General features: G+C 67.1%; 19 protein-coding genes and 1 pseudogene. 11 read left to right on the forward strand and 9 right to left on the reverse strand.

Annotation, left to right across the window (positions count from 1 at the left end; all coding sequences use genetic code 11):
• Window positions 1-189: 189 nt before the first annotated feature.
• The 3 genes from fliI to ACK4MH_RS12895 all read left to right on the forward strand — a co-directional run bounded on the left by fliI (window position 190) and on the right by ACK4MH_RS12895 (window position 3,167).
• Window positions 190-1,533, forward strand: coding sequence for a flagellar protein export ATPase FliI (gene fliI, locus ACK4MH_RS12885; protein ID WP_135193499.1), 1,344 nt, complete (start codon window positions 190-192; stop codon window positions 1,531-1,533).
• An 8-nt stretch (window positions 1,534-1,541) separates the two neighbouring features.
• On the forward strand, window positions 1,542-1,952 hold the full coding sequence (locus tag ACK4MH_RS12890; RefSeq protein WP_409719009.1) for a flagellar export protein FliJ: 411 nt from the start codon (window positions 1,542-1,544) through the stop codon (window positions 1,950-1,952).
• A gap of 147 nt (window positions 1,953-2,099) precedes the next feature.
• Window positions 2,100-3,167, forward strand: coding sequence for an endo-1,4-beta-xylanase (locus ACK4MH_RS12895; RefSeq protein WP_409719011.1), 1,068 nt, complete (start codon window positions 2,100-2,102; stop codon window positions 3,165-3,167).
• Window positions 3,168-3,359: 192 nt separating this feature from the next.
• Here the strand turns inward: ACK4MH_RS12895 and ctrA are convergent, their stop codons facing one another.
• A complete protein-coding gene (gene ctrA / locus ACK4MH_RS12900; RefSeq protein ID WP_135193504.1) occupies window positions 3,360-4,061 on the reverse strand; it encodes a response regulator transcription factor CtrA in 702 nt (233 codons plus the stop codon).
• A gap of 383 nt (window positions 4,062-4,444) precedes the next feature.
• On the opposite strand from ctrA, the gene ACK4MH_RS12905 reads away from it, so the two are divergent.
• From ACK4MH_RS12905 to ACK4MH_RS12915, 3 genes are all read left to right on the forward strand, one after another.
• Window positions 4,445-4,798 carry a chromosomal replication initiator DnaA gene (locus ACK4MH_RS12905; protein WP_409719014.1) on the forward strand — a complete coding sequence of 118 codons (354 nt, stop codon included), beginning with the start codon at window positions 4,445-4,447 and terminating at the stop codon, window positions 4,796-4,798.
• On the forward strand, window positions 4,795-5,517 hold the full coding sequence (locus ACK4MH_RS12910) for a DUF6456 domain-containing protein (RefSeq protein ID WP_409719016.1): 723 nt from the start codon (window positions 4,795-4,797) through the stop codon (window positions 5,515-5,517). Before ACK4MH_RS12905 ends, ACK4MH_RS12910 begins: the two co-directional genes overlap by 4 nt.
• 120 nt (window positions 5,518-5,637) lie before the next feature.
• Window positions 5,638-6,378, forward strand: a complete 741-nt coding sequence (locus ACK4MH_RS12915; RefSeq protein ID WP_409719018.1) for a hypothetical protein — start codon at window positions 5,638-5,640, stop codon at window positions 6,376-6,378.
• Window positions 6,379-6,382: 4 nt separating this feature from the next.
• Here ACK4MH_RS12915 and ACK4MH_RS12920 read toward each other — a convergent pair whose 3' ends face one another.
• Window positions 6,383-7,051, reverse strand: coding sequence for a hypothetical protein (locus ACK4MH_RS12920; RefSeq protein ID WP_409719020.1), 669 nt, complete (start codon window positions 7,049-7,051; stop codon window positions 6,383-6,385).
• Between the two features lie 72 nt (window positions 7,052-7,123).
• Entirely contained in the window at window positions 7,124-7,561 is a 438-nt protein-coding gene (locus tag ACK4MH_RS12925; protein WP_409719022.1) for a SufE family protein, read from the reverse strand.
• A 160-nt stretch (window positions 7,562-7,721) separates the two neighbouring features.
• Here ACK4MH_RS12925 and ACK4MH_RS12930 point away from each other — a divergent pair, with 160 nt between their 5' ends.
• Both ACK4MH_RS12930 and ACK4MH_RS12935 read left to right on the forward strand, forming a co-directional pair.
• Window positions 7,722-9,407 carry an ATP-binding protein gene (locus tag ACK4MH_RS12930; protein ID WP_409719024.1) on the forward strand — a complete coding sequence of 562 codons (1,686 nt, stop codon included), beginning with the start codon at window positions 7,722-7,724 and terminating at the stop codon, window positions 9,405-9,407.
• A 24-nt stretch (window positions 9,408-9,431) separates the two neighbouring features.
• Window positions 9,432-9,695 carry a hypothetical protein gene (locus ACK4MH_RS12935; protein ID WP_409719026.1) on the forward strand — a complete coding sequence of 88 codons (264 nt, stop codon included), beginning with the start codon at window positions 9,432-9,434 and terminating at the stop codon, window positions 9,693-9,695.
• A gap of 43 nt (window positions 9,696-9,738) precedes the next feature.
• Here ACK4MH_RS12935 and ACK4MH_RS12940 read toward each other — a convergent pair whose 3' ends face one another.
• Window positions 9,739-10,293 carry a hypothetical protein gene (locus ACK4MH_RS12940; RefSeq protein WP_409719028.1) on the reverse strand — a complete coding sequence of 185 codons (555 nt, stop codon included), beginning with the start codon at window positions 10,291-10,293 and terminating at the stop codon, window positions 9,739-9,741.
• 39 nt (window positions 10,294-10,332) lie between these two features.
• Window positions 10,333-11,154 carry a hypothetical protein gene (locus tag ACK4MH_RS12945; RefSeq protein ID WP_409719030.1) on the reverse strand — a complete coding sequence of 274 codons (822 nt, stop codon included), beginning with the start codon at window positions 11,152-11,154 and terminating at the stop codon, window positions 10,333-10,335.
• A 94-nt stretch (window positions 11,155-11,248) separates the two neighbouring features.
• Here ACK4MH_RS12945 and ACK4MH_RS12950 point away from each other — a divergent pair, with 94 nt between their 5' ends.
• Complete coding sequence (locus ACK4MH_RS12950; RefSeq protein ID WP_409719032.1) at window positions 11,249-11,578, forward strand: DUF1491 family protein; 330 nt, start codon at window positions 11,249-11,251, stop codon at window positions 11,576-11,578.
• Here ACK4MH_RS12950 and ACK4MH_RS12955 read toward each other — a convergent pair.
• On the reverse strand, window positions 11,575-12,585 hold the full coding sequence (locus tag ACK4MH_RS12955) for a sensor histidine kinase (RefSeq protein WP_409719034.1): 1,011 nt from the start codon (window positions 12,583-12,585) through the stop codon (window positions 11,575-11,577). The two genes, ACK4MH_RS12950 and ACK4MH_RS12955, sit on opposite strands and share 4 nt — an antisense overlap.
• Window positions 12,586-12,716: 131 nt before the next feature.
• Window positions 12,717-13,121 carry a winged helix-turn-helix transcriptional regulator gene (locus tag ACK4MH_RS12960; protein WP_409719036.1) on the reverse strand — a complete coding sequence of 135 codons (405 nt, stop codon included), beginning with the start codon at window positions 13,119-13,121 and terminating at the stop codon, window positions 12,717-12,719.
• A gap of 111 nt (window positions 13,122-13,232) precedes the next feature.
• Here ACK4MH_RS12960 and ACK4MH_RS12965 point away from each other — a divergent pair, with 111 nt between their 5' ends.
• Window positions 13,233-13,985 (forward strand): SDR family oxidoreductase, encoded by a 753-nt coding sequence (locus ACK4MH_RS12965; protein WP_409719038.1) that lies wholly within the window; start codon window positions 13,233-13,235, stop codon window positions 13,983-13,985.
• A gap of 10 nt (window positions 13,986-13,995) precedes the next feature.
• On the opposite strand, the gene ACK4MH_RS12970 is transcribed toward ACK4MH_RS12965, so the two are convergent.
• The gene (locus ACK4MH_RS12970) at window positions 13,996-14,397 is read right to left on the reverse strand and encodes a MerR family transcriptional regulator (protein ID WP_409719040.1); all 402 of its coding nucleotides are present in this window, start codon (window positions 14,395-14,397) and stop codon (window positions 13,996-13,998) included.
• A gap of 75 nt (window positions 14,398-14,472) precedes the next feature.
• Here ACK4MH_RS12970 and ACK4MH_RS12975 point away from each other — a divergent pair, with 75 nt between their 5' ends.
• Complete coding sequence (locus ACK4MH_RS12975; protein ID WP_409719042.1) at window positions 14,473-15,216, forward strand: MauE/DoxX family redox-associated membrane protein; 744 nt, start codon at window positions 14,473-14,475, stop codon at window positions 15,214-15,216.
• A 22-nt stretch (window positions 15,217-15,238) separates the two neighbouring features.
• Here ACK4MH_RS12975 and ACK4MH_RS12980 read toward each other — a convergent pair.
• A pseudogene (locus ACK4MH_RS12980) lies at window positions 15,239-15,603 on the reverse strand (elongation factor 4); the annotation flags it as partial.

Consider the following 15,603-nt stretch of genomic DNA (forward strand, 5'->3'; position numbering starts at 1 on the left):
TCGCAATCGGCCGGCCCCCGCCCGCCTCGGTTGCAAGATTAACATCCTAATTGGTTGCCAAACCGTTTCTCGCCTGAGTTGCAAGCGAGACGCAAAAACCACCCTTTTGTGCACTGCATTCAAAGCCCGGCTTCACCGCTCGTTAACCACGATGGCGCATCTCTCAACCTCTGTTCCTGGGGTCTGTTTTTGCGCAATCTCGTCGCCGCCGTCGAAGCGATCGATCCGCTGGTCGTCACCGGCAAGGTCGCGGGCGTGTCGGGCCTGCTGATCGAGTCGCGCGGCGGCCTGTCGCGCCTCGCCGTCGGCGCCCGCGCCGAGATCAGCCGACGCGGCCATTCCCCCCTTCCGGCCGAGGTCGTCGGTTTCCGCGATTCCAAGGCGTTGCTGATGCCCTTCGGCCCGGTCGAGGGCGTGGCCCCCGGCGCCGACATCCGCATCATCGACCAGGCCGCCAGCGTGCGCCCGACCACCGCCTGGCTGGGCCGGATCATCGACGCCTTCGGCCAGCCCATCGACGGCAAGGGTCCATTACCCCAAGGTCCTGCCCCCTACCCCCTGCGCGCCCCGCCGCCGCCCGCCCATTCGCGCGGCCGTGTCGGCGAGCGTCTGGACCTGGGCGTGCGGGCCATGGACGTCTTCACCACCACCTGCCGGGGCCAGCGCCTGGGCATCTTCGCCGGGTCGGGCGTGGGCAAGTCCGTGCTGCTGTCCATGCTGGCCAAACAGGCGACCTGCGACGCCGTCGTCGTCGGCCTGATCGGCGAACGGGGCCGCGAAGTGCGCGAGTTCGTGGAGGAAACCCTGGGCGAAGAGGGGCTGAAACGCGCCGTCGTCGTGGTCGCCACCTCGGACGAACCGGCCCTGAAACGCCGTCAGTCGGCCTATATGACCATGGCCATCGCCGAATATCTGCGCGACCAGGACCTGGAGGTGCTGTGCCTGATGGACAGCGTCACCCGCTTCGCCATGGCCCAGCGCGAGATCGGCCTGGCGGCGGGCGAACCCCCGACCACCAAGGGCTATACCCCCACCGTCTTCACCGAACTGCCCAAACTGCTGGAGCGCGCAGGTCCCGGCCCCGTGCGGCCCGACGGCACGACGGCGGCGCCCATCACCGCCCTGTTCACCGTCCTGGTGGACGGCGGCGACCATGACGAACCCATCGCCGACGCCGTGCGAGGCATCCTGGACGGACACATCGTGATGGACCGAAAGATCGCCGAACGCGGGCGCTTCCCCGCCATCGACGTGCTGAAGTCCGTCAGCCGGACCATGCCCGCCTGTCAGACGCCGCCCGAGCGTGAGCTGAACAAGCGCGCCCGCCAGTGCCTGTCGGCCTATGCCAATATGGAAGAGCTGATCAAGATCGGCGCCTACCGCACCGGCGCCGATCCCATCGTGGACCGCGCCATCGCGCTGAACCCCGCGCTGGAAGATTTCCTGGGACAGGACAAGGACGATCACACCCGTCTTTCCGATTCCTTTACCCGGCTGGAGCACATCCTCAATCAAGGCATGATCAGGGAGTAATGATTTAAATGACCGCTTGGGCCCAATCCCTGATCCGCATTTCCAACTACGAGGTCGAGACGCTGCAAAAGCGTTTAGCCGAGATCACCGAACGCCGCGCCAACGCCGAGATCCGCCTCGCCGTCCTGGACGCCGAGGCTCAGAACGAACGCGACCGCGCCCGCATGGACGCCGAGGCCGGCATGATGCTGGGCGCCTATCTGAACGGCTGGAAATCCCGCAAGGCCAAGGCCGAGGGCGACCTGACCGTGCTGGACGCCGAGGAAGCCGGCGCCCGCGACGCCCTGACCGGCGCCTTCGAAGAGCTGAAGAAGTTCGAACACGTCGCCGAGACCACTCGCCTGACCCAACTGGTCGCCATCGCCAAACGCGAAACCGCCGCCTTCGACGAGCTGGGCCTGCGGAAACGTGCGGTCTGACGACCGACATTCTCCCTCCCCTTCATGGGGAGGGGTGATCGCGCAGCGATCGGGGTGGGGCCCGAAAGGGCGCGAGCGCGGTTCTGACCTCCCCACCCTGGCTTCGCTCCGCTTCGCCGTCCCTCCCCATGAAGGGGAGGGAGAGGCATGACGCCGACCCGCCGCACCGTCCTCGCCTCATCTCTAGCCCTGCCGCTCGCCGCCTGCGACCGCTTCGCCTCGGCCGAAGCCACCCCGCCGAACGTCCCCCCGCTGAAATCCATCGCCCCCGCCCCGTTCGGCACGGCGATCAAGGCGATGCAGATCGACGACCCCGACTGGGTCACGCTTGCCCGCGCCAACGTCTCCCAGCTCACGCCCGAGTGGGAGATGAAGATGGAATACATCCTGGCCAACGGCCTGGACCGGCCCAACTTCGACCGGACCGACCGCATCGCCGCCTTCGCCCAATCCAACGGCATGGCGATGCACGGCCACACCCTGATCTGGTATTCGCAGGGTCAGGAGGCGTTCGCCGGTCTGGACGACGCCGCCTTCGACCGCGCCTTCGACGGCTATATCGCCACGGTCGCCGGTCGCTATCGCGGCAAGGTCCGCAGCTGGGATGTGGTCAACGAGCCGATCTTGGACGACGGCTCGGCCATGCGCGACTGCCACTGGTCACAGCGATATGGCCATGACGGCTATATCCTGCGCGCCTTCGAGAAAGCCCGGATCGCCGATCCCGAGGCCGTCCTGTTCCTGAACGAATACAATCAGGAAAGCGTCCCGGCCAAGGGCGTGCAATTCCTGAAACTGGTCGAGCGTCTGTTGAAGGCCGGCTGCCCGCTGCAGGGGCTGGGCCTGCAATCGCACCTGTGGATCGACATCCCCGAAGGCGTCATCGCCGCCTATATGCGCGAGGTCGCCCAGTTCGGCCTGCCGATCCATATGTCCGAACTCGACTGCACCCTGCGCACCGAAAATCGGCCGGATCTGCGCAGCCAAGCCGACCGCATCGCCGCCCAAGGGGCCCGCGTCACCGAACTGGCCTCGGCCTTCGCGGCCCTGCCCAAGGGCCAGCAGTTCGCCTTCACCGCCTGGGGCCTGCGCGACACCGACAGCTGGTATCGCCAGGGCGACAAGGACGACGGCCGGGACAAGCCACTGCCCTTCGACAGCTTCGGCCGCCCCAACCCAATGGCGGCCGCCCTGGCCGCGGGGTTTGCGGGATAATCTCCCCCCCTTCATGGGGAGGGACGGCGAGGCGCAGCCGAGCCCGGGTGGGGCTGTCAGAACCTCGCTCACGCCCCTTCGGGCCCCACCCCGATCGCTCCCGCGATCGCCCCTCCCCATTAAGGGGAGGGAGAAACACAAAACGCCCGCCGTTGCCGGCGGGCGTTTCGAATTCAGTGGATCGAAGACCGATCAGGCGGCGACGGTGACGACGCTTTCCGACGGGTCGCGCAGGACGTAGCCGCGGCCCCAGACGGTTTCGATATAGTGTTTGCCGTCGGCGGCGGTGGCCAGCTTCTTGCGCAGCTTGCAGATGAAGACGTCGATGATCTTCAGCTCGGGCTCGTCCATGCCGCCGTACAGGTGGTTCAGGAACATTTCCTTGGTCAGGGTCGTGCCCTTGCGGAGCGAGAGCAGCTCCAGCATCTGGTATTCTTTGCCCGTCAGGTGGACGCGGTGACCGTTCACCTCGACCGTCTTGGCGTCCAGGTTCACGGCGATCTCGCCGGTGTGGATGATCGCCTGGGCGTGCCCCTTGGAGCGACGGACCACGGCGTGGGTGCGCGCGATCAGCTCGTCCTTGTGGAAGGGCTTGGTCATGTAGTCGTCGGCGCCGCCGCCGAAGGTCTTGACCTTGGTCTCGATCTCATGGCTGCCAGACAGGATCATGACCGGCGTGTTGACCTTGCCGACGCGCAGCTGGCGCAGGACTTCCAGGCCGCTCATATCCGGCAGGTTCAGGTCAAGCAGAATGAGGTCGTAGTCATAGATCTTGCCCAGATCGATGCCTTCTTCGCCCAGGTCTGTCGTATAGACGTTGAAGCCTTCCGACTTCAGCATCAGTTCGATGCTTTGGGCGGTTGCGTGATCGTCTTCAATCAACAGGACGCGCATACGTGCCCCTCCAGGCAAAAGCTTTGCGGTAACCACCCCGACGAACGTCCGGGTAACCTTGTTCGCAAGTTAAGACGTGAAAACCTTAAGAAGGGTTAACGCCATCCGATTGAGTCGAATCTAGGCTGATTTGCGAATCGCCGTCGAGTGGCCGGAGTCAACGATTCGAAATTTATTAACCATGTTGCGCCGGCCGACGTGGCCGCGCCTCGCCGCTTTATCCGCTCATTTCGTCGACATCCGACATACGGTCGCCTGCACAACCTCAAGGCGGGCAAGGCGTCACGTCCGGTTTTGACGTGCAGTAGGACTTTATTCCTATCTCAAGGTCGGCGGCCCTCTATGCTGCCGACATCGGATTTCGAGAGCGGGAGGGTTTCGCCATGGAGGACTACAGGGTGCCGGTCAGCGAGGAGGACCGGGTCAAGGCGGGCCTAGCCGTCCATCTGGTCGCGGCGCGCACGGGCGCGCAGCCGTCGCAGATGATCGGCGGGGGGCGGATGCACCCGCGCGCCGCCCGGCCGCGCTGGCTGGCCATGTATCTGTCGCACGTCGCCTTCGGCTGGACGCTGGAGCGGGTCAGCCACGTCTTCGGCGTCAATCGCGCCAGCGTCGGGACCGCCTGCCGCTGGGTCGAGGATGAGCGTGAGCGGCGTCCCGTCGACGACCTGCTGAACGAGTTGGAGACCTGTATCCAGGGCCTGTACCAGACCCCGCGCCTGGACCTGGTCCAATGAGCCGGCTGCTGGAACGCGCGCGCGGCCTGATGGCGCGGCCCGGCGCCTGGCTGGCGGCCGACAACCCGGGGAGTGGGGGCGTCTATGCGCTGCGCCTGGCAGCGGATCGGCGCAGTCGTATCAGCCTGACCCTGACCGAGGCCGAGTTCCGCGCCCTGGTCGATCAGCCGGGCCTGCGCGCGCGACCGGGCGGCGGCTGGATCGCCCGAACCACGGCGGACGAAACCGCGCGCCCTCCTCCCGGCCGCCCCGGCTTCGTCGCGGGCGAACGCGACCTGATCCAGGCCGACGGACGGCTGGTGCGCCACCGCGCCAACCTGGGCGAAAGCCCCATCGCCTGGCTGGCGCGGCGCAAGGACGCCTCGGGCCGTCCCTGGCTGACCCCGGCCGAGGCCGCCGCCGGCGAGCGGCTGCGTCGCGAGGCCGAACAGGCGATGAAGGGGCCGTCCCTGACCATGCGCTGGGACGCCCTGCCCCACAGCGGATCGGGAACCTCCGCCCGGATGGAGCCCACCGACCGCGCCCTGTCGGCCGCCCGCCGGGTCGAAGGCGCGCTCGCCGCCGTCGGCCCGCGCCTGCGCCCCATCCTGACCCGCATCTGCATCCACGGCGACAGTTTGCAACTGGCCGAAACCGGCCTCGGCCTTCGTCGCCGTCAGGGCAAGACGGTGCTGAAGCAGGCGCTCCAGGCCCTGGCCGACCACTACGGGATCGGGTGATTTGAGACGAAGTGCACAGATTGCGCCCAGAAAATCGCGCCTTAACCATAACGATGATTTTCGAAACCAAAACGGTCGTGGCGTCGTTTGCGGCATGTCCTGACAATCGGAGATCGTCCCATGTCCCGTCCCCTGGCCTGCGCCCTGTCCACCCTGATGCTGGCGACGGCGCTGCCGGCGTCGGCCCAGACGCCCTCTGCGCTCAGAGACCTCGTCGGCGCCCGCGCGGGCCAGGCCGAGGGCGAGCTGAACCGTCGCGGCTATCAGGCCACGGATCGGTCCGAGGTCGTCGGCGACGGGCGCATGACCTATTGGCGGAAAGGCAACGACTGCGTGTCGATCATGACGCGCGACGGCCGCTACGCCTCGATCTACCAGGCAGGCCGCAGCGAATGCGGCTCGGGCGGATCGGATCGCTCGAACGCCACGGCGATCGCGGCGGGGGTGGCCATTGTCGGCCTCGCTGCCGCCATCGCCGCCCACAACAGCCACCACCGCGACGCCGACGGCGATCACGACCGGGAATATCAGCGCGGCTACGAGGCCGCCCTGCACGGGGCCGACTATGACGCCAATCACGAGACCGAGGGCTATCACGAAGGCTTCCTGGCCGGCGAGGACGAGGGTCAGAACCGCCGCCATGCCAACAGCGGCTGGATGCAGAACGCCCCCTACGCGGCGCGCCAGGCCTGCTCGCGTCGCGCCGACGAGTTCCAGAACCGCCCCTATGGCTCCAGCGTGCCCATCGGCGTGCGCGACCTGGGACGCGGCGATTTCGAGCTGACGATGGCGACCGGTTCGTATCGTTCGCGCTGCACCGTCTCGGCCTCGGGCGACGTGCGCTCGATGGACCCCGGCTGAGGCTTCAGATCAGGGCGACCGGGATCAGGATCGCAAACAGATAGATCACCGCCCGGACCATGGCCCAAACCGCGATGCCGGCGCCCTTGGCCGTCGAGACGTTCAGCCGCCTGGCGAACCAGTGCGACTGCACGAACAGGAACCAGCACGTTCCGCCGATCATGATCGCGGCGCCGACCGCGTTGGGCAGTTCGGGCCGCTGGAAGATGGAGCCCCCGATCGAGACGAAGGCGGCGCAGACGGCCGCCAGATAACATTGGGCGTAGAAGGGCGGGCGCAGGGTCTCGCGGCTGATCCGCTTCTTCTCATGACGCAGCAGGGTCACGGCGGCGACCAGCGGGATCAGGCTGAAGGCCAGGGAGCGGAACAGGATCAGGTTCTGCTGCGAGGCGAACAGCGTCCTGGTCACCGTCGAGACTTCAGGCGGCGGCGGCACATGCAGGGCCATGCCGATCAGATTGGCCAGGACGACGGTGGCCAGCAGGAACAGGGGCGGGCTGAGCGCGTCGTCGTAGCGATGCTCCTCGCTGTCGCTCTGCTCGCGGTCCGAATAGTCCATCGCCGCCAGCGGCCCCCGCAGGATCCGCCACAGGGTCAGGGGATAGAAGACCAGCCAGCTGACGGCCTCGAAGAGAAACTCCTCGAAACTGCGCAGGATCTTCAGCAGGTCCATCGGCTCGCCCCCATCCACACGGCGGATTTGGCGATGGTGGGTCGGCCCGCCTGCGGTTGCAAGCGCGAAGGATCAGCCGACCGCCAGCGCCGCCTCGCGGATGCGGCCGACCATGCTGTTCAGCCCATTGGCGCGCTGACGCGTCAGGGCAGACGGCAGGCCCAGCCGGTCCAGCGCCGCCCGCGCGTCGAAGGCCAGGATCTCGTCCGGGGTGCGGCCGGAATACAGCTTCAGCAGCAGGGCGATATTGCCCTTGGACAGGGCGCTGTCGCTGTCGGCGGCGAACCACAGGCGATCCTCGGTCGGCTTCACGGCCAGCCAGACCTGGGCGGCGCAGCCCGGCACCTTGTTGGTTTCGAGCCGGTCGGCCTCGTCCAGCGGGGCCAGCCCCTTGCCCAGTTCGATCACATATTCGATCCGCTGTTCCCAATCGCCCAGCAGGTCGAAATCCTCGGCCAGTTCGGCCAGGGTCTGGTCAATGCTCTCGGTCGGAGGGGTGCGCGCGCTCATGACCGCCAGATAGGCCGCCGGGCCGTTAACGACAACCGGCCGTTTTGTCCCCCGATATTCATGGTGAACGCCGCGATGGGGTTCGCCTTACGGGGGAGCGGCCTCGCTCCGACTCAAGGCGGAGACTAGTCTGGACGCAGACAGAACAACGGCCCGCCGCTTGAAATCCGACGCCCACACCAGATTACAGGACGACCGACGCCCCCACGAACAAGGTGGCGCGCCGCTGGTCGCCCTGTGGCATGCGATCTGGGCCGTGGCGATCAGCCTGACGGCCCTGGCGGCCCAGATGCTGGACGGGTTGAAGGACGCGCCTTTGGCGGCCCTGCTGATCATGGCCTTCCCCGGGATCTTCGGCGTGGTGCTGATGGTGCGCGACACCGCCGGCCTGCGGTTCGCGACCATGGCCGGCTGGCTGCTGGCCGCCACGGCGTCGGCGGGGCTGACGGGCGGGGCGACCGGGGCTTTGCCGGGGCTGATCCTGATGCCTCTGGCCGCCGGGATCGCCCTCGATCACGGCAGGGCGGGCGCCGACCGGCTGACGCGGCTGGGCGCCTTAGCGGTCATCCTGCCGCTGCTGTCGGGCCTGATCTCGACCTGGCTGAACGGGCCGGAGGCGCAAGGCCCGCTGCTGGCCGCCGTCTCGGGCCTGCTGGCCATGGGCGCCATCATCGCCGCCATGCGCCTGACCTGGAGCGAGCGTCAGCGGCGTCTCGCCGACGCCGAAGACGAGGCCGCCCGCATTGCCGCCCTCTTGGAAGACCAGCCGGCCCTGACCCTGCTGCTCGATCCGTCCGGCCGCGCCGTGGCGACCTGGGGCAATCCGCCGCCCGCCCTGTCGGTGCTGGCGCTCAGCGAGCAGGGCCTGATCTCGGCCGTCCATGCGCCGGACCGCCCGGCCGTGTCCGCTGCGCTTGCCCGCGCCCTGTCGGGCCAACAGGTCGAGGTCCAGTTCACCCCGCGCATCGCCCTGGATAGGCGCGTGGTCATGATCCTGGGGCCGTTCCACAACGACGGCGATCACCCTCGCCTGATCGCCCAGGCCTTCGACGGCACAGCCCAGTTCGCCCGCGAGCTGGGTCTTGAGACCGCCCGCGTCGAGGCCGAGGCCCAGTCCGCCGGCAAGACCCGCTTCCTGGCGAACATGAGCCACGAACTGCGCACCCCCCTGAACGCCGTCATCGGTTTCGCCGACATCATGCGCCAGAAGCTGTTCGGCCCCCTGCCCGACCGCTACGCCGGATACGCCGACGCCATCCACCAGGCGGGCGGCCACCTGCTGGACCTGATCAACGACGTGCTGGACCTGTCCAAGATCGAGGCCGAACGCTACCAGCTGGTCATGGAGGCCTTCGACGCTCGCGACGCCGTGTCCGCCGCCGTCGCCCTGGTCCGGCTCCAGGCCGACGACAAGGGGGTGGACCTCGCCGCCGTCCTGCCGTCCGAGCCGGTCAAGGTGCGCGCCGACGCCCGCGCCCTGAAGCAGATGGCGCTGAACCTGCTGTCCAACGCGGTCAAGTTCACCCCCGCCGGCGGCTCGGTCACCATCACCCTGGACGCGGACGGCCCGGACCTGGACCTGGTCGTGTCCGACACCGGCGTCGGCATCGCGCCGCAAGACCTCAAACGCCTGGGCCGCCCCTTCGAACAGGCCGGCGGCGCCGACCAGAAGGCGCAAGGCACGGGCCTGGGCCTGTCCCTGGTCCGCTCCCTCACCGAACTGCACGGCGGCCGCATGACCATCGACAGCACACTGGGCGAAGGCGCCGCGGTGATGATCCGGCTGCCGGTGATGGTGGTGGGGGCAGAAGCTGTCGAACCCGCGCCGGTCACGGTCGAGGCTTGACGCCTGAAGCGAAGGGGCCTTGCGATGAGTCGTGTTTTTGGTCTGGCCGCCATAGCCGCAGGTCTGCTGGTCATATTGGCGGGAGCGTTCGCCGCATGGACGACGCGGGCGGTGATGTTCACCTACGCGGACGCCGTGCCGAATACCCTGGCTCAGTACCTGATGCCGCTTTTGCTCTATGTCGTTCCGACGCTCGCCATAGGCTTGGGGTTGGCGGCTTACGGCTGGGGGCTTTGGCGGCGAAGGGATCGCAAACAGACGCCCCAGACCGAAGGCGACCTCCCCTAGACCCGGTCGTTGTCGAAGCTAAGCGACGTCACAAGCCGAGCCGCTATCGGGCCTCAGTCATCGCTTGGCAGTGTCGGATGAAGGCATTCGCCAAGTCATTCGGCGGCGATGGATATCTAGTCGCTCCGCTGCCATCAGAATACATCTCGCTCACCTCAAACCACGGCCCGCCAAGCAACTGACGAAGCTGGGTTTTCGATGGGCGCAGGACATAATGGGCCGACTTCTCGTAACCCCCATATTCCCAAATCGGCTCGGCTAGGAGCGACACATCTCGGCTTCGAAGCCCGAACATCGGCAGCAACGGCAACGGGCCGCCAACATCTGTCGCGAATCCGTAGGTGTTTCCCCAAACCTCAAGGCTTCCGTCCGGTTCGCACGTCAGCATGACCTCTGCGTCAGGCGCCATTGGATAAAGGCTGTCTTTCTCAGCGATAACCAATGTCGGCCTATCCGCCCAAGTCTCGGGAGCGAGATCCCAAACATAGATGCGTTCAAAGTCCTTCTGAGCGAAGACCATCACCTGCGGTCGGGAGGGTTCTTCGACTGAGCAGGCAGCGACCAGCGCAACAGCTATGAGCGAGATAAGTTGGCGCATGCGCAAAGGACGCACATGAGCCAAAGCCTGACAAGCGTCCTAAACCTGCCCCATCGCCAGGAACGCCCGGCCCGCCGCGAAATCTCCGGCCTCGAAGGTCGAACGGGCGATGCTGCCGTCGCGGAACAGAAATTCGACGGTGAAGACCTCGCGCGGGTCCAGCGCCGACAGGGCGTCGGCGGCGGCGGCGGGGAACAGCCAGGCCTGACCGGCCGGGCGGCCTTCGGACAGCAGCATGGCGTCGGCGCTCGTCACCCCGGCGGCCCAGAAGGCGCGGCGCTGGGCGACCGGCGGCAGGTCGTGCGCCAGCCACGGACGCGGCGCCACCGTGTGATCGCGCATCACCACCCGCACCCCGGTCGGACGCGAGCGGCCCTGCCAGGACACCACGGCCGCCAGTTGATCGGGCCGGTCCATGCCGCCCACCACCCCGAACCGCACCGGCGAGGCGCCGGTCACGGTCGCCTGCATCAGCCGCCAGGTCGGGCGGGTATAGGCGGCGCGGTCCGCGCTCCAGCCCCTGCGCTCACCCGGAAACTCCATCTTCGTCACGCGCGACCAGCCGGAAAAGGCGGTCTGGACCCGGCCGCTGACCGTCTTCAGATCCGCGGAGCCGCACGGCGTCGCGCCCGCCCGCGCCCGCGCCCGCTGCGCCGTCTCGGCCAGCTGGCGGTCGTTGGCGCCCGCGCGCAGGGCCGCGCCCCGCGCCTGATAGGCGGCGGCGGTCAGGGCGGCGGTCAGATGCGGCGCGAACAGGCCGCAGCGGTCGTTGGCGGCCAGCACGAAGCTGCGCTCATAGAACCGGTCCTGCGGCGCGGCGAACGCCACGACGGGGGTCGCCGCGATCAGCACTGCGGACATCAAGGCTCTGGCGCGCCGGGGGGAAAGGCCTATCCTCATGCCGCCACCCTAGACCGCCAGGGTTGGGGTTCCGTGTTCGAGCAGGGTTAGCGAATTGCTTCTTTCCAGCGACCTGTGGGTCAGCGCCCTGATCCGCCGCGCCCAGATCGAGGGCGCCTATGCGACCGTGGTCGCCAAGGGCGACGACCGCGCTGGCTCGGTCATCGTCAAGGCCTATGACACCTCGACCCGCACCGCGCGCCTCTACACCGAGGCCTTCGGAACCGACGGCGACCGCCTGTGGATCCAGCCGGTGACCAGTGACAGCGAAAGCGAACTGGACGCGTATATCGCCCGCCAGCGGGGGTATGATCCCGACCTGTGGGTCGTCGAGATCGAGGACAAACAGGGCCGGCATTTCATCACGGAGAAGGTGCAGGCCTAGGTGGCAAGGCGTGCGGGATTCACCTTCAGCGTCACGATCAGCCCCTCCTCCGCCCAATCGTATTCGATTGACCCGCGCAGGTGGCCGATGACGCTGCGCTCCACCAGCTTGCTGCCATAGCCCATGGTCCCCTTTGGCGCCTCGACCCTGGGTCCGCCGCATTCGGTCCACACCAGGGTGATCGCCTCGTCCTGGGCCGAGCAGGAGACGTCCAGCGTGCCTGTATCGGACGACAGCGCCCCGTATTTCAGCGAGTTGGTCGCCAGTTCGTGCACCACCAGCGCCACGATGGTGATGGAGGTTTCGCCGACGCTCGTGCGCGGCACGGACACCCGTATGCGCCCGGTGAAGGCGCCGAGGTCGTCGTAGGGCGCCAGCAGCACGGACAGCAGGTCGCCCAGCAGGGCCGAGGGGGTTCCGGTCTGGCCCGGCACCGGTCGGACCAGGTCGTGCGCTCGCCCCAGGGCGGTCAACCTCAAGGTCAGTTCGTCGGCCATGTCCTTCGTGCTGGTGGTCGAACGCGAGGTGATCTTGGCCAGGCCCGAGGCGATGGTCAGCAGGTTCTTGACCCGGTGGCTCATCTCGCCGGCCAGAAGCTCGCGGCCTTCCTCGGCCTGTTTGCGATCGGTGACGTCGATGAAGATGCCGAACATGAGCCGATTGACGATGCCGAAATCGTCCCCCTGACCACGGGCCGAAATCCACTTCAGCTCGTCGCCGATCATGATCCGGAAATCGATCTCATAGGGGCCGATCAGCGAGCGGGTCGCATTGAAGGCCGCGCGCACCCTGTCGCGATCCGCCGGGTGGATATGGGCGGACAGATCTTCGAAACACACATCCTTGCGGTGAGGAATGCCCCACAAATCGTAGGCGGCGTCGTCCATCGCCAGAGCGTCGGTATCGACGTTCCAGGACCACAGGGTGACGCCGGCCGCCTTGATGGCGCGCACCAGGTTCCTGGGCTCCCAAAGAAGCGGCTTCAGATCATCGGCGGTCTTGGTCATGGAAGTGTCGAGAGCCTTCAAAACGCGCGCCAGACGCTGCGGACGCTCCTCGCCGCACTGCCGCGCGACGTTGCGAGCATTAGGGGGTGCGGTGAGCTTATGGCAAGGCCGCCGGGTTCAGGCGGCGACGCCTAGCCTTTGCGCCCATCGAACTCGGCCCGCGCCGTCTCGATGCGGTCGATGTTCTTCTCGGCCCAGGTCCAGACGCCGCAGAAGGCCTCGGCCAGGGTGACGCCCAGGTCGGTCAGGCGGTATTCGACCCTGGGCGGGATGACCGGGTGGACGGTGCGGACCACCAGGCCGTCGCGCTCCATCTGACGCAGGGTCTGGGTCAGCATCTTCTGGCTGATGCCCCCGACCAGCTCGCCGACGCGGGTGAAGCGCTGCTCGCCGTGTTCGGCCAAGACTTCCAGGATCAGCATCGTCCACTTGTCCGCCACCCGGCCGATCACGTCGTTGACCAGGGCCTCGACGCGGGGGTCGGCGGTCTCGCCGGTCTCGGGATGAGAAATTCTTGCGGGCGGAACGGCCGTCATGTCCAAATCTTTCGCCTGGGTAAGTATGGCAGTTCCTGGTGCCTACTTTCTAATGGAGAGCGTAAGCCATAGTTCATCGCCATCGCTAACGCACCCCTGAAAGGCGCCCGAATGAAAATCACCGGCAACACCATACTGATCACCGGCGGCGGCACAGGCATCGGCCGGGCCCTGGCCGAAACCCTGCATGCGCGCGGCAATCAGGTCATCATCACCGGCCGCCGCGAGGCCGTGCTGAAGGAAACGGCCGCCGCCAATCCCGGCATGGCGTGGGCGACGCTGGATGTGGATGACGCCGCCGCCATCGCCGCCTTCGGCGTCCAGGTGGTCAAGGATCACCCCGGCCTGAACGCCGTCATCCTGAACGCCGGCATCATGAAGCTGGAGGACATCAAGGCCCAGCCCTTCGCCCTGGCGACCGCCGAGGCGACCATCACCACCAACCTGCTGGGTCCGATCCGCCTGACCGCTGCGCTCCTGCCGCACCTGACGGCGCAACCCAAGGCGACGATCATGACGGTGACTTCGGGCCTGGCCTTCATTCCGCTGACGGCGACCCCGACCTACAATGCGACCAAGGCGGCGATCCATTCCTGGACCCAGTCGCTGCGTCACCAGTTGCGCGACACCGGCGTCGAGGTGCTGGAACTGGCGCCGCCCGGCGTGGCCACCGACCTGATGCCGGGCCATGCCGACAATCCCGCCTACATGCCCCTCGCCGACTTCACCGCCGAGGTGATCGGCCTGATCGAACGCGGCGAAACCCCGCGCGGCGAGATCCTGGTCGAACGGGTCAAGCCCCTGCGCTTCGCCGAGGCGAACGGCTATGAGGCTGTGTTCGAACAGCTGAACGGGGCGCACTGACGGCGGCGCGTCAGGGCTCCTCGAACGCCGTCAGAATCGGGCAAGGACCGGTTCTGACGGCGCCGCATCGCTGGGCCAGCGTCTGCAAGGACGCGCGCGCCTTTTGAAGCTCGGCGATCTTGGCGTCTAGGTCGGCGATCCGCGCCTGGGCCAAGTCTCTGGCCCGCTCGTGATCGTAACCGGCGTCCAGCGCCAACAGTTCGCCGATCTGCTCCAGGGTGAAGCCTGCGCTCTGGGCGGTGCGTATGAAGCGCAGGCGTCGCACGTGGGTCTTATCGTAGCGACGAACCCCGCCGGCCCCGTCCGGCGTCGGCATCAGGCCGCGTCGTTGGTAGTAGCGCACCGTCTCGACGCCGACGCCCCCGGCGCGCGCCAGGCCGGCGATCGTCCAGTTTGCGACAGTCGTGATCATCCCTTGACTCCGTACCATGGTCCGCACCCCAGATAGGGTCGGTCGCATTGTACGCAAAGCCGAAGGAGCGCCGTCATGGCCGCCGAAAAGACCGCCGTCCTCTATCGCATGGTGATGGAAAAACACGTCTGCCCTTGGGGACTTCGGGCGAAACATCTGCTGAAGAGTCAGGGCTATGTCGTCGACGACCGCTGGCTGACCACGCGCGAGCAGACCGACGCCTTCAAGGCCGAACACGAGGTGAAGACCACGCCGCAGACCTTCATCGAAGGCAAAAGGATCGGCGGCTACGACGATCTGCGGCGCTTCTTGGGCAGGCCGGTCAAGGATCCGAACCGCAAGACCTATACGCCTGTGCTTGTCGTCTTCGCGGTCACGGCGCTGATGGCCGTCGCCGCCAGTTACGCCACTGGGACGCTGCTGACGATGCGGACGCCCGAGTGGTTCATCGCCTTTTCCATGTGCGCCCTGGCGATGCTGAAGCTGCGGGACCTGGACGGGTTCGCCACCATGTTCCTGGGGTATGACCTGCTGGCGCGGCGCTGGGTCCCCTATGCGTACGTCTATCCGTTCGTGGAACTGGTCGCGGGCGTGCTGATGGTCGCGGGCGTGCTGACGTGGCTCTCTGCGCCGGCGGCCGCCTTCGTCGGCTTGATCGGCGGCTGGTCGGTGTTCAAGGCCGTCTATATCCAGCAGCGCGAGCTGAAGTGCGCCTGCGTCGGCGGCGACAGCAACGTGCCGCTGGGCTTTTTGTCCCTGACCGAGAACGTGATGATGGTCCTGATGGCGGTCTGGATGGGCTGGATGGCCTGGGCTTAAGCTCAGGTCAGATGGACGACGATCAATCGTCGTCCATCTTCAATGCCGCGATGAAGGCTTCCTGCGGGATTTCGACCTTGCCGAACTGGCGCATCTTCTTCTTGCCGGCCTTCTGCTTCTCCAGCAGCTTCTTCTTGCGGGTGGCGTCTCCGCCGTAGCATTTCGAGGTCACGTCCTTGCGGAGCGCGCGCACCGTCTCGCGGGCGATGATCTTGCCGCCGATGGCCGCCTGGATCGGGATGACGAACAGGTGGGGCGGGATCAGCTCCTTCATCTTCTCGACCATGCCCCGGCCGCGCGTCTCGGCGCGGGCGCGGTGGACCAGCATGGACAGGGCGTCCACCGGTTCGGCGTTGACCAGGATGGACATCTTCACCAGGTCGCCGA

Source organism: Brevundimonas sp. (assembly GCF_046295075.1).
Taxonomy (GTDB): domain Bacteria; phylum Pseudomonadota; class Alphaproteobacteria; order Caulobacterales; family Caulobacteraceae; genus Brevundimonas.

Excerpts from the sequence above, each read along its gene's own strand:
- ACK4MH_RS12890 (WP_409719009.1), top strand. The coding sequence starts at position 1,542 with ATGACCGCTTGGGCCCAATCCCTGATCCGCATTTCCAACTACGAGGTC.
- ACK4MH_RS12895 (WP_409719011.1), top strand. The coding sequence starts at position 2,100 with ATGACGCCGACCCGCCGCACCGTCCTCGCCTCATCTCTAGCCCTGCCG.
- ctrA (WP_135193504.1), bottom strand. The coding sequence starts at position 4,061 with ATGCGCGTCCTGTTGATTGAAGACGATCACGCAACCGCCCAAAGCATC.
- ACK4MH_RS12905 (WP_409719014.1), top strand. The coding sequence starts at position 4,445 with ATGGAGGACTACAGGGTGCCGGTCAGCGAGGAGGACCGGGTCAAGGCG.
- ACK4MH_RS12910 (WP_409719016.1), top strand. The coding sequence starts at position 4,795 with ATGAGCCGGCTGCTGGAACGCGCGCGCGGCCTGATGGCGCGGCCCGGC.
- ACK4MH_RS12915 (WP_409719018.1), top strand. The coding sequence starts at position 5,638 with ATGTCCCGTCCCCTGGCCTGCGCCCTGTCCACCCTGATGCTGGCGACG.
- ACK4MH_RS12920 (WP_409719020.1), bottom strand. The coding sequence starts at position 7,051 with ATGGACCTGCTGAAGATCCTGCGCAGTTTCGAGGAGTTTCTCTTCGAG.
- ACK4MH_RS12925 (WP_409719022.1), bottom strand. The coding sequence starts at position 7,561 with ATGAGCGCGCGCACCCCTCCGACCGAGAGCATTGACCAGACCCTGGCC.
- ACK4MH_RS12935 (WP_409719026.1), top strand. The coding sequence starts at position 9,432 with ATGAGTCGTGTTTTTGGTCTGGCCGCCATAGCCGCAGGTCTGCTGGTC.
- ACK4MH_RS12940 (WP_409719028.1), bottom strand. The coding sequence starts at position 10,293 with ATGCGCCAACTTATCTCGCTCATAGCTGTTGCGCTGGTCGCTGCCTGC.
- ACK4MH_RS12945 (WP_409719030.1), bottom strand. The coding sequence starts at position 11,154 with ATGTCCGCAGTGCTGATCGCGGCGACCCCCGTCGTGGCGTTCGCCGCG.
- ACK4MH_RS12955 (WP_409719034.1), bottom strand. The coding sequence starts at position 12,585 with ATGACCAAGACCGCCGATGATCTGAAGCCGCTTCTTTGGGAGCCCAGG.
- ACK4MH_RS12960 (WP_409719036.1), bottom strand. The coding sequence starts at position 13,121 with ATGACGGCCGTTCCGCCCGCAAGAATTTCTCATCCCGAGACCGGCGAG.
- ACK4MH_RS12965 (WP_409719038.1), top strand. The coding sequence starts at position 13,233 with ATGAAAATCACCGGCAACACCATACTGATCACCGGCGGCGGCACAGGC.
- ACK4MH_RS12970 (WP_409719040.1), bottom strand. The coding sequence starts at position 14,397 with ATGATCACGACTGTCGCAAACTGGACGATCGCCGGCCTGGCGCGCGCC.
- ACK4MH_RS12975 (WP_409719042.1), top strand. The coding sequence starts at position 14,473 with ATGGCCGCCGAAAAGACCGCCGTCCTCTATCGCATGGTGATGGAAAAA.